Source organism: Bradyrhizobium lablabi, assembly GCF_001440475.1.
Taxonomy (GTDB): Bacteria; Pseudomonadota; Alphaproteobacteria; order Rhizobiales; family Xanthobacteraceae; genus Bradyrhizobium; species Bradyrhizobium lablabi.
Genome location: NZ_LLYB01000120.1, coordinates 1 through 14,945 on the forward strand (window position 1 = coordinate 1; position 14,945 = coordinate 14,945).

Consider the following 14,945-nt stretch of genomic DNA (forward strand, 5'->3'; position numbering starts at 1 on the left):
GGTTGCCGCCGAGCCGGCGCCCGTCGCCAGGCCCGCGCCGGCTGCAGCCGCAAAGCCGGCACCGGTTGCCGCGGAAGCCGCTTCGCCCTCGCGCAACCAGCCGCAACTGCTTGCCGCGGTGAAGAACGCCGTCGAGGAGAACCGGCTCGACATCTACCTGCAGCCGATGGTGACGCTGCCGCAGCGCAAGGTGCGCTTCTACGAGGCGGTGACACGGCTGCGCGACGACAGGGATCAGGTCCTCGCCGCCGACGATTTCATTCCGACCGCCGAAGCCGGCGGGCTGATCGGCAAGATCGATCACATGGTGATGCTGCGCTGTGTCCAGGTGTTGCGCCGCCTGATGGTGCGCAACAAGGACGTCGGCGTGTTCTGCAACGTCTCGGCGGCGACGCTCGGCAATCCCGCCAACTTCGCGCAATGCCTCGACTTCCTCGAGGCCAATCGGGCGCTGGCGCCGTCCTTCGTGCTCGAATTCAAGCAGGCGGCGTTCCGCCATCTCCGCCCGACCGAAATCGAGAATCTCGCCGCGCTGTCGCAGCGCGGCTACCGCTTCTCGATCGATCATGTCACCGACTTGCGGATCGAGCCGCGCGAACTCGCCGATCGCGGCGTCCGCTTCATCAAGGTGCCGGCGGCATTGCTGCTCGATCCCAAGCAGAGCTCGACCTCGGACATCCACCCCTCCGACCTTTCCGACCTGCTCGGCCGTTTCGGCATCGACCTGATCGCCGAGAAGATCGAGGGCGAGCGCGCGGTGGTGGACCTGCTCGACTATGACGTGCGGTTTGGACAGGGTTTCCTGTTTGCGCCGCCGCGGCCGTTGCGGCCCGAGGGGGCATCTGCTACCGGCGGGGCGACAGCAAACAAGGACTCCGCCCATCCCAATGGCCCCAGCAACACGGTCCCCATGGCCAGCCCGGCCGCAGAGCCCCCGATGCGGGCGACCGGCAACGCCGCACTGGCGCGCCGTGCGGCAGGGCCGGGCTAACAGGCTTCCTACATCATGACTTCATTGCGCTTCGTCGAGCGGCTGAGCGACCTCGTGAACGGCGTGGAGGTCATCCTCTCCGACATCTGGGGCGTGGTGCATAACGGGCTCGAGTCCTTCCCCGAAGCCTGCGAGGCGCTGCACACCTATCGCCAGCGCGGCGGCACCGTCATCCTGATCACCAACGCGCCGCGGCCGGCCGATTCCGTGCAGCGGCAATTGCGCAAGCTCGGCGTCGCCGACGAGACCTACGACGCCATCGTCTCTTCCGGCGACCTGACCCGGAACTTCGTCGCCGACCATCCCGGCAAGAAAATATTCTGGATCGGTCCGGAGCGGGACTCGTCGATCCATCGCGGGCTCGACGCCGTGATGACGCCGCTGGAGCAGGCCGACTACATCATCTGCACCGGTCTGTTCGACGATGAAACCGAATCGGCGGAAGACTATCGCGCAATGCTGTTGCAGGCGCGCGAGCACAGACTGCCGCTGGTTTGCGCCAACCCCGACATCGTCGTCGAACGCGGCGACCGCCTGATCTATTGCGCGGGCGCCATCGCCGAGCTCTATCGCGAGCTTGGCGGCGAGTCGATCTTCTACGGCAAGCCGCACCGGCCGATCTATGAACGCGCCATGGCGCTCGCCGCCGAACGCCGCGGCCAGCCGACCTCGCTCGACCGTGTGCTGGCGATCGGAGATTCGGTGCGGACCGACCTCACCGGCGCGCTCGGCTTCGGAATCGATTGTCTTTTCCTCACCCGCGGCATCCATTCCGAGGAATTCGAGGGCATCGACCAGCTCGATGCGGCCTCGGTGAAGGAGCTGTTCGGACATCCACCCCGCGCGCTGATGCGGGAGCTGCGCTGGTAGGAAGCGCCGAGGACCAGCCAAAAACGCGAATGCCCGGGACAGGCCCGGGCATGACAGCAAAATCTATGATGCGGGTGAGCTTACGCCGTCGCCATATCCGGGAAGACCGCTTCGATCTTGGTCTTCAGCGTCGCCGCGTTGAACGGCTTGACGATGTAATTGTTCACACCGGCCTTCTTGGCAGCGATCACGTTCTCGGTCTTGGATTCCGCCGTGATCATGATGAAGGGCGTGGTGGCCAGGTTGGGATCGGCGCGGACTTCCTTGAGCAGGTCGTAGCCGGTCATCGGCTCCATGTTCCANCAGCCCGTATTTCTTGCCGCGCATCTTGTTCAGGGCGGCCGAGCCGTCGCTGGCATCGTCGATATTGTCGAAGCCGAGCTGCTTCAGAAGATTTCGGATGATGCGGATCATGGTGCTGTAGTCATCAACCACCAGAACCGGCATGGACAAATCAACCGCCATCTTTTCCCCCACTCAACGCTTACGCCACAATTATTCGACAGGCCTGCGGGACCCGCAGTCCTCTCCTCACCTCTAACATCAGCCCTTAAACAGCCCGTAAACGGCCGGAGCCGGATTGCATCCGTTTTGGCCCGACCCTCCCCGCTTGACTTCAGCGGGCCCCCCGCGTCACGGTCCGGCCGCGTTCACCGAGCCGAAATTCGTGAAGAATCCCTGAAATGACTGGTTTTACCGTTATCCGAGACACCACCCCTGCTGCCGACATCCCCCGCGGGGCGGTGGTCGCCATGGGCAATTTCGACGGCGTCCATCTGGGCCACCGGGCCGTGATTGACGCCGCCTTGCGGATGGGCAGCGCCCACGGCAAGCCGGCCTTTGCCGTCACCTTCGAGCCGCATCCGCGCAGCTTTTTCAGCCCGAACAGCCCGCAGTTCCGCCTCTCCGACGAGGCCAACAAGCTGCGCCTCTTGGCCGGAACGGGGCTCAACGGCGCGGTCGTGATGACCTTCGACAAGACCCGCGCCGGAACCTCGGCGCAAGATTTCATTCACCATGACCTGATCGAGCGCCTCGGCGTCAGCGGCATCGCGGTCGGCTACGACTTCCATTTCGGCAAGGGCCGGGCCGGCTCGCCGAGCCTGCTGGTCAGCGAGGGGCCGCGGCTCGGCATTGAAGTCGACGTTCAGGCCCATGTCGATATCGAGGAGCGGCCGGTGTCCTCCAGCGCGATCCGCATGGCACTGGCGGAGGGCCAGATCGACGAAGCCACCGCCATGCTGGGTGGGCCCTGGTTCGTCAGCGGCGAGGTGATCCATGGCGAGAAGCGCGGCCGCGATCTCGGCTACCCCACCGCCAATATCCGCCTCGACAAGAATTGCAGCCTGAAGCACGGCATCTATGCGGTGCGGATCGGCCGCGGTGCCGAACGGTTCGATGCGGTCGCCAGCTTCGGCCGCCGCCCGACCTTCGACAATGGCGCCCCGCTCCTGGAAGTGTTCCTGTTCGACTTCAAGGGCGACCTCTATGGCACCGTGCTCGACGTCGCCTTCATCAGTTTCATCCGCGACGAGCTGAAATTCGACAACATCGAAGCGTTGATACGCCGGATGGATGATGACAGCGCCAGGGCGCGCGCGGCCCTTGCCGCAGCGCCGGATGCATTTCCCAGGCTCGGAACGATCGGTTGAACAAGACAGAAAAACAAAAAATGCTGGCCGGCGAGCTCTACCGCCCCGGCGATCCAGAACTTCAGGCCGATGCCGCCGCCAACAAGGCCTGGCTTGCGCGCTACAACGCGGCACTGGCGGCGCCGGTATCCGAGCGGCATGCGCTGCTCTCGGCCCATTTCGGCCATGTCGGCACCAGTGCCGTAATCCGTCCGCCGTTCTTTTGTGACTATGGCTACAACATCCGACTCGGCGACGAGGTGTTCCTCAATTTCAACTGCGTCATCCTCGACGTGGTCGAAGTCGCGATCGGCGATCGCACCCAGATCGGACCGGCGACGCAGATCTACGCCGCCGACCACCCGCGCGACGCCGAAACGCGCCGCACCGGCCTCGAATTCGGCCGCCCGGTGCGGATCGGCAGCGACGTCTGGATCGGCGGCGGCGCCATTATCCTCCCCGGCGTCACCATCGGCGACGGCGCGGTCATCGGCGCCGGCAGCGTGGTGACGCGGGATGTACCCGCGGGTGTCACAGTCGCCGGAAACCCGGCCCGGCCCCGCACAAAGTGATCCAGCCCCGGTTGCCGCCGGGCTTTGAGATTCCCCGGTTGGCTGCTATGGAAAGCCCCCATGTTTGCGCGGCGCACCATCAGCATTAGCGGCCCGGCTTCCGCCTGAGCTTTGGCTCGGCGCAAGACCGGGATTTCCTGTTCACCCCGCAATATCCGCTTTTCAGCGCCGCTTTCGAGCCAACCAGAGCATTCATGTCCCAACAGCCGCAAAAGTCCGACGCCCCTGACTATTCGAAAACCCTGTTCCTGCCGCAGACGGAATTCCCGATGCGCGCCGGCCTGCCGCAGCGCGAGCCGGAGATCCTCAGCTACTGGAACACGATCGACCTCTACGGAAAGCTGCGCGAGAGCGCCGAGGGCCGCGCCAAATTCGTGCTGCATGACGGGCCGCCCTACGCCAACGGCAACATCCACATCGGCCACGCCCTGAACAAGATCCTCAAGGACGTCGTGACCAAGAGCCAGCAGATGCTCGGCTTCGATTCCAACTACGTGCCGGGCTGGGACTGTCACGGCCTGCCGATCGAGTGGAAGATCGAGGAAGAGAACTACCGCTCCAAGGGCAAGCAGAAGCCCGATTTCCGCGACTCCACCGCGATGGTGGCGTTCCGAAAGGAATGCCGCGCCTATGCGACGCACTGGCTCAACGTGCAGCGCGAGGAGTTCAAGCGGCTCGGCATCATCGGCGACTGGGATCATCCCTACGCCACCATGAGCTATCCGGCCGAAGCGCAGATCGCGCGCGAACTGATGAAGTTCGCCGCCAACGGCACGCTCTATCGCGGCTCCAAACCCGTGATGTGGAGCGTGGTGGAAAAGACCGCGCTGGCGGAGGCCGAGGTCGAGTACGAGGACTACACCTCCGACATGGTGTGGGTGAAATTTCCGGTCACCTCGCCCGCGCACGGCGTGCTGGCCGAGGCCTCCGTGGTGATCTGGACCACGACGCCCTGGACGTTGCCCGGCAACCGCGCCATCTCTTTCTCGCCGAAGATCGCCTACGGCCTCTACAAGGTCACCGATGCGCCCGCTGATAATTGGGCAAAGACCGGCGATCTCCTGATCCTCGCCGACGCGCTCGCTGCAGAAGTGTTCAAGCAGGCGCGCGTCACCGCCTACGAGAAGGTGCGCGACCTGCCGGGTGACACGCTCGACGCGGTGGAATGCGCTCACCCGCTGCGAGGCTTCGCCGGCGGATACGAATTCACCGTGCCGCTGATCGCCGGTGACCACGTCACCGACGACACCGGCACCGGCTTCGTCCATACCGCACCCGGTCACGGCCGCGAAGACTTCGATGCCTGGATCGCGAACGTGCGCGAGCTGGAGGCCCGCGGCATCCATCCCGTGATCCCCTACACTGTCGACGAGAACGGCGCCTACACCGATCATGCGCCGGGCTTTGAAGGCAAGCGCGTCATCAACGACAAGGGCGAGAAGGGCGACGCCAACGAGGCCGTCATCAAGGCGCTGGTCGAGGCCGGCAAGCTCTTGGCGCGCGGCCGGCTCAAGCATCAGTATCCGCATTCCTGGCGCTCGAAGAAGCCGGTGATCTTCCGCAACACGCCGCAATGGTTCATCGCGATGGACAAGGACATTGCGGTGGATGGCCACACCAGGCACGGCGACACGTTGCGCGCCCGCGCGCTGCACGCGATCTCGGTGACGCAGTGGGTGCCGCCTGCCGGCCAGAACCGCATCAACGGCATGATCGCGGGCCGCCCCGACTGGGTGATCTCGCGCCAGCGCGCCTGGGGCGTGCCGATCGCCGTGTTCGTGCGCGAGAAGGGCGACGGCTCGGCCGAAATCCTGCAGGACGAAATCGTCAATCAGCGCATCTGCGAAGCCTTCGCGGAGGAAGGCGCCGACGCCTGGTACATGGAAGGCGCCCGAGAGCGTTTCCTCGGGGACCGCGCGGCTGAGGACTGGAAGAAAGTCGACGATATCTGCGACGTCTGGTTCGATTCCGGCTCGACGCATGCGTTCGTGCTGGAAGACCGCCAGAATTTCCCGACGCTTGGCAACATCGTCCGCAAGATCGACGGCGGCGACGACACCGTGATGTATCTCGAAGGGTCCGACCAGCATCGCGGCTGGTTTCATTCCTCGCTGTTGGAAAGCGCCGGCACGCGTGGCCGGGCGCCCTATGACGTCGTGCTCACCCACGGCTTCACGCTGGACGAGAACGGCCGCAAGATGTCGAAATCGCTCGGCAACACCGTCGAGCCGCAGAAGGTGATGAAGGATTCGGGCGCGGATATCCTGCGTCTCTGGGTCTGCGCCACCGACTATGCCGATGACCAGCGTATCGGCCCCGAAATCCTCAAGAACACCATCGAGACCTATCGCAAGCTGCGCAACTCGATCCGATGGATGCTCGGCACGCTGCATCATTTCGATCCCAGCGATGCGGTCGCCCATGGCGACATGCCCGAGCTGGAGCGGCTGATGCTGCACGAGCTCGCCAAACGCGCTTCGATCGTGCGTCAGGCCTATGCCGAGTTCGACTACAAGACGGTGGTGGCGACGCTTGCGGCGTTCATGAACACCGAATTGTCGGCGTTCTATTTTGACATCCGCAAGGACACGCTCTATTGCGATCCGCCGTCGTCGGTGGCGCGCAAGGCGGCGCTGACCGCGATCGACATCATCTGCGACGCGATCCTGCGCTGGCTGGCGCCGGTGCTCAGCTTCACCACCGAAGAAGCATGGCGGATGTACAAGCCGGACGCCGAAGCCTCGGTGCACCTGACGCTGTTCCCGGAAGGGTTTGACCAGTTCCGCGACGACGCGCTCGCCGCGAAGTGGGAGACCATCCGCGACGTCCGTCGTGTCGTCACCGGCGCACTCGAGCTCGAACGCGCCGCCAAGAACATCGGCTCGTCGCTGGAGGCGTCGCCTTTGGTCTACGTGTCGGATCAGAACATCTTCAACACGCTGATCGACATCGATCTGGCGGAAGTGTGCATCACCTCGAACGCCATGGTGACCAATGACGACGCGCCGGCCAGCGCGTTCACCCTCGCTGACGTGCCAGGCGTCGCCGTCGTCGTCGAAAAGGCCGTGGGCACCAAATGCGCGCGTTCCTGGAAGATCCTGCCGACCGTCGGCGAAGACGCCGAATATCCCGACGTCTCCCCGCGCGACGCGCAGGCCTTGCGGGAATGGAAGGCGCTTGCCGAGGGCGTGAAACCGGTTGCTGCGGTTGAAGCGCGCGCCAAGCCCGTCGCGTTGGTCGAACAGCAGGCTGTCGAATCAGTGCAGCAAGCGGAGGAAGCGCCGGAGCCAGCCGTTTCAACAGAGGTGACGGCGGACCAGACCAGCAAGAAGGTCAGAGCCAGGAAGCCTGCGAAAGCCCGGAAGCCTGCGAAAGCCACGGCCGCGGAGGCAACCGACAAGGCTGCCGTAGCCAAGCCTGAGACCGCAGAAGCCGAGAAGGCGCCGGCCAAGAAAGCCAAGACCAAGAAAGCCACGGCCAAGAAAACCTCTGTCAAGAAAACCGCGGCCGATAAGGCGGCCAAACCAGTTGGCGCCAAGAAGGCCAAGGTGAAGAAAACCGAAGCCAGGAAAGCGAAAGCCAAGAAAGCCGCCAAGTCGAAAAAAGCTCCTTCGGCAACCAAGGCGGCCAGGAAGACGACAAAGAAGGCGGTAAAGAAGGCCAGCAAGAAGACTGCCAAAAAGGCAGCAAGGAAGCCGCCGGCGGCCAAGGCAAAGAAGAAGAAAAAGAAGGCCAGATAAGTGTCTGGCCTCGAACACGCACGCACCCCTCACCTGCGCGCCGGGGTCATTGCCGCGGTGGTGACGCTGGTGTTGGACCAGGCCTCGAAGCTCTGGCTGCTCTACGTGTTCGACCTTGCCAATCGCGGCGCGGTCCGGGTCACGCCGTTCTTCGACTTGGTGCTGGCGTGGAATGTCGGGATCAGCTTTGGCTGGTTCCAAACTGATAGCCAGCTCGCCCAGATCGCGCTGATGGCGATCAAGGCAATCGCCGTGATCGTGCTGGGGATCTGGATGGCGCGCTCGAGCACGTGGCTCGCGACGCTGGCGCTGGGCCTGATCATCGGCGGGGCGGTCGGCAACGGCATCGACCGCTTCCTGCACGGCGCAGTGGTCGATTTCGCCCTGTTCCACATCGAGATCGGTGGAAAAACCTTCAATTGGTACGTGTTTAACCTTGCGGATGTGGCCATTGTTGCCGGGGTAGCGGGCCTATTGTATGACTCGTTCCTGGGGGTACCCGCCGCAAAAGCGCCCTGATCCCGGCCGAAAGGACCCTTAGGGTATGAAGCCAGTACGGCCCTCAGGCCGGCCCCTTGGGTTGCAGAAATTGTGAATGGGAACAGCGCGATGCGCGAGACCGAAGCCCGCTTCTGGATGATTGAGATCTCCTCGTTGAGCCGGGCGCTGCGCCTGGCTGCCATTGCCCTCGGCATCGGCCTCGTGATGGCCGCTGGCCCCGTGCGCGCGGCCGACGAAGAGGACGAAGACGACAAGACCTTCGAAGAAAAGATCATCGAAGGCATCATGCGCGGCATCGGCGGCACCAACATGGAAAACCGCGGCATCGAATACCGCGAGCGCTCGCCGCTGGTGGTTCCGCCCAAGCTCGATCTGCCGCCGCCGGCAACGGCCGCAGCCGAAGCAAAGGCGCCGAACTGGCCCAAGGATCCCGACGAGCAGCGCCGCAAGGCCGCGATTGCCGCACGCAAGAAAGAGAACAAGGACCCGCGTGAAGCGGCCCGCATCCTGACCCCGGCCGAACTCGCGGTAGGCAAGACCGCGGCGCCCTCGCGCAAGGACAACGATCCGGTGCAGCCCGGCACCTCGAACAACAATCCGATCCTGAGCCCGTCGCAGCTCGGCTATAGCGGCGGCTTCAGCGGTCTGTTCGGCGGCAACAAGTCCGAGACGGCCGAATTCAAGAACGAACCGACGCGCGATTCGCTGACCCAGCCGCCGCCCGGCTACCAGACGCCGTCGCCGAACTTTGCCTACGGCACCGGGCCGAAGGAGTCGCTGAACAAGGAATACAATCCGGCCAAGGGCAAGTATGGCGAATAGTTAAGCATGGCGAAGAGTTAAGCTCTTCTCTCGCCTTCGTGACGATTGCCGGCGCCGGCGCGGTGTACGATGCCGCGGTTTCGTTCCGAACCATCTTGTTCGGGTTTCGCTTCTAAACATTTGCGCGAATTCCAGTCGCAGGACCGGTAACGCCTTTTGCGGAATACGCGCCAGATAGGTCATGATGTCATCGCACCGTTTTGCCGCCTCGCTCGTTGCAGTCTTCATCTCGACGTTTGCTTTCTCCGCCGGCAGCGCGACTGCCCAGACCACGGTCACGTCGGAACGTCCCGCCAGCTTCACCCTCGATAACGGCCTGCAAGTGGTGGTGATCCCCGATCACCGCACGCCCGTCGTCACGCAGATGATCTGGTACAAGGTCGGCTCTGCCGACGAGACGCCCGGCAAATCGGGGCTGGCGCACTTCCTCGAACATTTGATGTTCAAGGGCACGGCCAAACATCCCGCCGGTGAATTCTCAAAGACCGTGCTGCGGATCGGCGGCAACGAGAACGCCTTCACCTCGCTCGACTACACCGGCTATTTCCAGCGCGTGCCGCGCGAGCACCTGGCGAAGATGATGGAGTTCGAGGCCGACCGCATGACCGGCCTGATCCTCAAGGATGAGAACGTATTGCCCGAGCGCGACGTCGTGCTCGAAGAGTTCAACATGCGGGTCGCCAACAATCCGGACGCGCGGCTGACCGAGCAGATCATGGCGGCGCTCTATCTCAACCATCCCTATGGCCGTCCGGTGATCGGCTGGCGCCAGGAAATCGAGAAACTCGACCGCGAGGACGCGCTGGCGTTCTACAAGCGCTTCTACGCGCCGAACAACGCGATCCTGGTGATCGCAGGCGATGTCGACGCCAAGGAAATCCGCGCGATGGTGGAGAAGGCCTATGGCGGCATTCCCGCCCAGCCGGCCATTGCTGCGCATCGCGTCCGTCCGCAGGAGCCGGTCCCGGCGGCGCCGCGCACGGTGACGCTGTCCGACCCGCGCGTCGAGCAGACCAGCCTGCGGCGCTATTACCTCGTCCCCTCCTCCGCGACCGCAGCGGCCGGCGAAGGCCCGGCGCTCGACGTGCTGGCGCAACTGATGGGCGGCGGTTCCAATTCCTATCTCTATCGCGCGCTGGTGATTGACCGTCAGCTCGCGATCAGCGCCGGCGCCGGCTATCAGGGCACCTCGCTGGATCCGACGCAATTCTCGATCTCGGCTTCACCGAAGCCCGGCGTCGAGTTTTCGCAGGTGGAGCAGGCGATCGACGGCGTGATCGCGGAAGTCATCCAGAATCCGGCTCGTGCCGAAGACCTTGAGCGGGTCAAGACCCAGCTGATTGCGGAAGCGATCTACGCCCAGGACAATCAGGCCACGCTGGCGCGCTGGTATGGCGGCGCGCTGACCACGGGGCTGTCGATCGACGATATCAGGAGCTGGCCGGAGCGGATTCGCGCCGTCACTGCCGAACAGGTTCGGGACGCGGCCCAGAAATGGCTCGACAAGAAACGCTCGGTGACCGGTTATCTGATCAAGGATGCCGCGCCGAAACGCGAGGAGAAGCGCTCGTGATCCGTTTTTCGATTGGCGCGCAGCGCCTCGCTTCCACCCTGATCGCGGGCGCCGTGCTGCTGGCGCTGGCGGCGAGCCCGTCGCATGCCGCGGCCAAGATCCAGCGACTGGTCTCGCCCGGCGGTATCGAGGCCTGGTTCGTGCAGGACGCCACCGTGCCCCTGATCGCGATGGAATATGCCTTCAGCGGCGGCGCCGCCCAGGATCCGGCCGACAAGTCCGGCGTCGGCAACCTGGTCGCCGGGCTGCTGGATGAAGGCTCCGGCGATCTCGATTCCAAGACCTTCCATGAGCGCCTCGAGCGCCGCGCGATCGAACTGAGCTTCTCGTCGACCCGGGATTATTTCCGCGGCTCGCTCCGCATGCTCAAGGACAACAAGGACGAGGCTTTCGGCCTTCTGCATCTGGCGCTGACCTCGCCGCGTTTCGACACCAGCGACGTCGAGCGCATTCGCGCACAGGTCCTCTCCGGGCTGCGCCGTGACACCACCAACCCGACCTCGCTGGCGAGCCGAAAGTTCCTCGAAGTCGCCTTCGGCGATCATCCCTACGGCCGGCAGAGCAACGGCACGCTCGACAGCGTGCCGAAGATCGACGTCGCCGACATGAAGGATTACGTCCGCCGCGTCATCGCCAAGGATACGTTGCGGATCGCCGTGGTCGGCGATGTCGATGCCGACACGCTCGGCAAGCTTTTGGACAAGACGTTCGGCACGTTGCCGGCCAAGGCCAGCCTGTCGCCGGCGGCCGAGGTCGAGGCCACCAAGCCGCCGCAGCGCGCGTTCGTGCCGCTCGATGTGCCGCAGACCGTGGTGACGTTCGGCGGCCCCGGCATTCGCCGCCACGATCCGAATTTCATGGCCGCCTATGTCGTGAACCACATCCTGGGCGGCGGCTCCTCGTCGCGGCTCTACAAGGAGGTCCGCGAAAAGCGCGGCCTGGCCTATTCGGTCTATGAATCCCTGCTCTGGATGGATCGCTCCGCGCTGTTCATCGGCAATACCGGCACCCGCGCCGACCGCGCCGGCGAGACGGTCGACGCGATCGAGAACGAAATCCGCCGCATCGCCGAGGAAGGCCCGACCCAGAAGGAACTGGACGAAGCCAAGTCCTATCTCAAGGGCTCGCAGATGCTGGCGCTCGATACCTCCTCGAAGCTCGCGCAGGCGCTGCTGCAATACCAGCTCGACAAGCTGCCGATCGATTACATCGAGAAGCGCAACGCGCTGGTCGACGCCGTGACGCTGGATGATGCCAAAAAGGCCGCGCAGAAGCTGTGGGGCCAGGGCCTGCTCACCGTCATCGTCGGCCGCGCCCCGCAGGCCGCCGCCCAGCCCGTGGCGGCGCCGCCAAAGGCGAATTAGGCCGTGGACCAAGAGGTCAGCGGGTCGCGCCGCTGAGCAAGGGGCATTTGCTCGCTGAGAGGGGCCACACGGTCTCTTCAGGAGGAATCTTGCGAAGAACCTCGAAGTAGTCCCAGGGATATTTCGAGTCCGAAGGCTTCTTCACCCGGACGAGATACATGGTGCGCGTGACGCGGCCGTCTTCACGGATGCGCGCGTCTTCGGAGAAAACGTCCTCGATCGGAATGGTCCGCATCGCGGCCGCGACCTGTTCGGCATCGTCGGTGCCGGCACGGGCGACGGCCTTGAGATAGTGGCGCACCGCTCCGTAGACGCCAGCATGCAGCATCGAGGGCATCATGCCGGTTTTGGCCATGAACTGTTTCGACCACGCGCGCGTCGCGTCATTCATGTCCCAGTAGGATGACGTCGTCAGATATGTGCCTTGTGCAGCCTTGAGCCCGAGCGCATGCACGTCCTGAAGAAACAGGATCAGTGCAGCGAGGCTCTGCCCACCCTGCCCGAGCCCAAATTCGCCCGCCTGCCGCATCGCGTTGACGGTGTCGTTGCCGGCGTTGGCGAGGCCGACCACCTTGGCGCCCGAGGACTGCGCGCTCAGCAGGAAGGACGAGAAGTCCGATGTGTTGAGCGGATGGCGTACGGCGCCCAGCACCTTGCCGCCGCTCGCGGTGATTACCTGCGTTGCATCGTTCTGGAGCTGATGCCCGAATGCGTAGTCCGAAGCCAGAAAGAACCAGGACGTGCCGCCGGCCTTGACGACCGCGGAGGCTGTCCCGTGCGACACCGCATAGGTGTCGTAGGTCCAGTGGAAGCCGTAGGGCGAGCACTGCTCGTTGGTCAATGCGGTCGTACCGGCGCCGGAATAAAGAGCGATCCGCTTCTTCTCGCGCGCAAGGCCCTGGATTGCGAGCGCGACGCCCGAATTCGGCACGTCCACGATCGCATCGACACCTTCGACGTCGAACCAGCGGCGGGCGATCGCCGAGCCGACATCTGCCTTGTGCTGGTGATCTGCCGAAATGACCTCTATTGGCTTGCCGAGGACCGTGCCACCGATCTCCCGCACGGCCATTTCGGCGGCGACCAGTGAACCCTTGCCAGTAATATCAGCGGTAACGCCCGCCATGTCAGTCAAGACGCCGATCTTGACGACATCGCCACTGATCTGGGCTTCAGCCGCGACCGGCAGCATCAGGGCTAAAAAAGCACCGCCGAGGATATTCAGTCTCATCCCTTCTCCTCCAATTTGTTGCCTGCCGCTCGGCAGCGTCAGCCGTTGACCGCGTCGAGCCAGCCGAGGATCATCGCCGCGAGGTCATCGCTATTGTCTTCGATCATCATCATGTGACCGTTGCCGTTGATGCCGCTGTCCGGAAGCCAGACGAATTCGGCACCGAGATAGCCGGCGGTTCTCGCGTCGACCTCGCGCGGATGGCGCGGATCGCATTCGCCGGTCACGATCAGGATGGGCTTGCCGCGCAGGTTGCTCGGATCATCGATCTTGAGCCCGCGACCTCCGATATTGAAGCGTTCGTTCAGGATGCGTGGGCTCTCCGCCACGATCGAAGCGCAATAGCGTTCGAATGCAGGCGTCGGGAAACGCGGCGCGTTGGCCCAGGAGGCGACTGCAAACTCGGCGCTCAGCCACACCGGTCTGTCCTCGGCCGCATAGACCGGGCGACCGGCGCTGGCATCGTCGTGCAGCGCCAGGATGGCGGCCGGATCCTCGGGCAGGTCCTTCAGCAGATTAGCCGGCGGGCCGGGGGCAATACCGACAACCGCGCTGACAAGATCGGGCCGCCGCTCCGTCATCCACCAGGCCATGGGGCCGCTCGCGGAATGCACGACGAGCACCGCCGGGCCAATCTCCTCAAGGAGCGCAAGGAGCGATGTGGCGACATCGGCGGTTCCAAGCCGTGGAAAGTCCGGCCGCTGCGGCGAGCGGCCGTGACCCGGCCAGTCCGGCACGAACACGTTCCGGCCCGCGGCCGCGAAGCGTACCGCCCATCCGGCCCTCAGATCAGGCGTTGCCAGATAACAGCTACCTGTGTGACCGGCGCCATGCACCGCCACGATCGGATTTTTGCCCGGCGCGCGGTGAGGCGGCCGCACGTGATCGACATAGATCGGATGCGCTTCCGTGCCCGAGTAGAAGCACCGGGATTCCTGCTCGTGCAACACGTCCACGACGTTCCGCCGAGCCTGCGCCTTGTCTATCCGATCTGCCATGGCGAGCGTCGGCCCTCCCTGTGGGTTGGTCGCGATTTAAGATGACCCGAATCGGAAAGGCAATTAGAAAGTCACATATGAGACCAATAAAGTCACATATGAGACTATCTGGGAAAGCCAGAGACGGCGGATCCGCGCCAGTCGCGCGGGAACGGGAGGCGAACGGGATCGCCGCCGTGCGCGGCGGCACCGAGATCAAGATCGCCTACAAGATGGGCTATGTGCTGAACTTCTACCGGGAGCCGTCGTTTCGGAAGATCGAAATGGAGCTCGGCCTGACGCGGCCGGAGATCGTCACCCTGATCTTCCTGAATTTCCGCGAGGGCGTAACCGCGAGCGACATCTGCGAGTTCTCGGGCCACCTCAAGGCCAATATCAGCCGCGGGATCATTGCGCTGGAGAAGAAGAAGCTGTTGCGCCGCGATACCGATAGAGCGGACAATCGTCGGCAGCTATTGTTCATCACGCCTGCCGGCCGCGCACTATACGCACGATATATCCCGGCGCTCCGCGAGCGGGAGCAGGCGATGCTGGCTTGCCTGACGCGCACCGAGCGCAAGGAGTTCGAACGCCTCCTCGACAAGCTTGCAGATCATGTGCCGCACTGGGCGGCTCTCGACGAACTGTGATGCCCGGCCTTTCAGGCCGGAAG

Annotated in this window: 12 protein-coding genes and 2 pseudogenes; 10 read left to right on the plus strand and 4 right to left on the minus strand. The window is 64.2% G+C overall.

Annotated features, from left to right (window positions below; translation table 11 throughout):
- The coding region (locus CQ14_RS33355) for an EAL domain-containing protein (protein ID WP_156435738.1) at nt 1–991 on the plus strand (991 nt) is incomplete at its 5' end.
- Between the two features lie 15 nt (nt 992–1,006).
- The gene (locus tag CQ14_RS33360) at nt 1,007–1,861 is read left to right on the plus strand and encodes a TIGR01459 family HAD-type hydrolase (RefSeq protein ID WP_057862019.1); all 855 of its coding nucleotides are present in this window, start codon (nt 1,007–1,009) and stop codon (nt 1,859–1,861) included.
- Between the two features lie 80 nt (nt 1,862–1,941).
- Here the strand turns inward: CQ14_RS33360 and CQ14_RS47225 are convergent.
- Nucleotides 1,942–2,163, minus strand: a 222-nt coding sequence (locus CQ14_RS47225; RefSeq protein ID WP_245320726.1) for a response regulator, incomplete at its 5' end; no start/stop codon positions are given.
- 1 nt (nt 2,164) lies between these two features.
- Nucleotides 2,165–2,326, minus strand: a pseudogene (locus CQ14_RS47230) (response regulator); the annotation flags it as partial.
- Between the two features lie 218 nt (nt 2,327–2,544).
- Between CQ14_RS47230 and CQ14_RS33370 the strand changes: the two are divergent.
- From CQ14_RS33370 to CQ14_RS33400, 7 genes and pseudogenes are all read left to right on the plus strand, one after another.
- Nucleotides 2,545–3,513, plus strand: a complete 969-nt coding sequence (locus CQ14_RS33370) for a bifunctional riboflavin kinase/FAD synthetase (RefSeq protein WP_057862020.1) — start codon at nt 2,545–2,547, stop codon at nt 3,511–3,513.
- A complete protein-coding gene (locus CQ14_RS33375) occupies nt 3,510–4,064 on the plus strand; it encodes a sugar O-acetyltransferase (protein WP_057862021.1) in 555 nt (184 codons plus the stop codon). Before CQ14_RS33370 ends, CQ14_RS33375 begins: the two co-directional genes overlap by 4 nt.
- Before the next feature lie 194 nt (nt 4,065–4,258).
- Nucleotides 4,259–7,255 (plus strand): annotated as a pseudogene (gene ileS, locus CQ14_RS33380) (isoleucine--tRNA ligase); the annotation flags it as partial.
- Between the two features lie 549 nt (nt 7,256–7,804).
- Nucleotides 7,805–8,323 (plus strand): signal peptidase II, encoded by a 519-nt coding sequence (lspA, locus tag CQ14_RS33385; protein ID WP_057862022.1) that lies wholly within the window; start codon nt 7,805–7,807, stop codon nt 8,321–8,323.
- A gap of 90 nt (nt 8,324–8,413) precedes the next feature.
- Nucleotides 8,414–9,127: a hypothetical protein gene (locus CQ14_RS33390; protein ID WP_057862023.1), complete on the plus strand. Its 714-nt coding sequence runs from the start codon at nt 8,414–8,416 to the stop codon at nt 9,125–9,127.
- Nucleotides 9,128–9,308: 181 nt separating this feature from the next.
- Entirely contained in the window at nt 9,309–10,700 is a 1,392-nt protein-coding gene (locus CQ14_RS33395; RefSeq protein WP_430650238.1) for a M16 family metallopeptidase, read from the plus strand.
- On the plus strand, nt 10,697–12,064 hold the full coding sequence (locus CQ14_RS33400; RefSeq protein ID WP_430650239.1) for a M16 family metallopeptidase: 1,368 nt from the start codon (nt 10,697–10,699) through the stop codon (nt 12,062–12,064). The genes CQ14_RS33395 and CQ14_RS33400 overlap by 4 nt, the downstream gene beginning before the upstream one ends.
- Before the next feature lie 16 nt (nt 12,065–12,080).
- Here CQ14_RS33400 and CQ14_RS33405 read toward each other — a convergent pair whose 3' ends face one another.
- Nucleotides 12,081–13,295, minus strand: coding sequence for an ABC transporter substrate-binding protein (locus CQ14_RS33405; protein ID WP_057862024.1), 1,215 nt, complete (start codon nt 13,293–13,295; stop codon nt 12,081–12,083).
- A 38-nt stretch (nt 13,296–13,333) separates the two neighbouring features.
- Nucleotides 13,334–14,293, minus strand: a complete 960-nt coding sequence (locus CQ14_RS33410; RefSeq protein WP_057862025.1) for an alpha/beta fold hydrolase — start codon at nt 14,291–14,293, stop codon at nt 13,334–13,336.
- 176 nt (nt 14,294–14,469) lie between these two features.
- Here CQ14_RS33410 and CQ14_RS33415 point away from each other — a divergent pair, with 176 nt between their 5' ends.
- Nucleotides 14,470–14,922 carry a MarR family winged helix-turn-helix transcriptional regulator gene (locus CQ14_RS33415; protein WP_245320728.1) on the plus strand — a complete coding sequence of 151 codons (453 nt, stop codon included), beginning with the start codon at nt 14,470–14,472 and terminating at the stop codon, nt 14,920–14,922.
- Nucleotides 14,923–14,945: the final 23 nt, after the last annotated feature.

Excerpts from the sequence above, each read along its gene's own strand:
- CQ14_RS33395 (WP_430650238.1), top strand. The coding sequence starts at position 9,309 with ATGATGTCATCGCACCGTTTTGCCGCCTCGCTCGTTGCAGTCTTCATC.
- CQ14_RS33370 (WP_057862020.1), top strand. The coding sequence starts at position 2,545 with ATGACTGGTTTTACCGTTATCCGAGACACCACCCCTGCTGCCGACATC.
- CQ14_RS33410 (WP_057862025.1), bottom strand. The coding sequence starts at position 14,293 with ATGGCAGATCGGATAGACAAGGCGCAGGCTCGGCGGAACGTCGTGGAC.
- CQ14_RS33360 (WP_057862019.1), top strand. The coding sequence starts at position 1,007 with ATGACTTCATTGCGCTTCGTCGAGCGGCTGAGCGACCTCGTGAACGGC.
- CQ14_RS33390 (WP_057862023.1), top strand. The coding sequence starts at position 8,414 with ATGCGCGAGACCGAAGCCCGCTTCTGGATGATTGAGATCTCCTCGTTG.
- CQ14_RS33405 (WP_057862024.1), bottom strand. The coding sequence starts at position 13,295 with ATGAGACTGAATATCCTCGGCGGTGCTTTTTTAGCCCTGATGCTGCCG.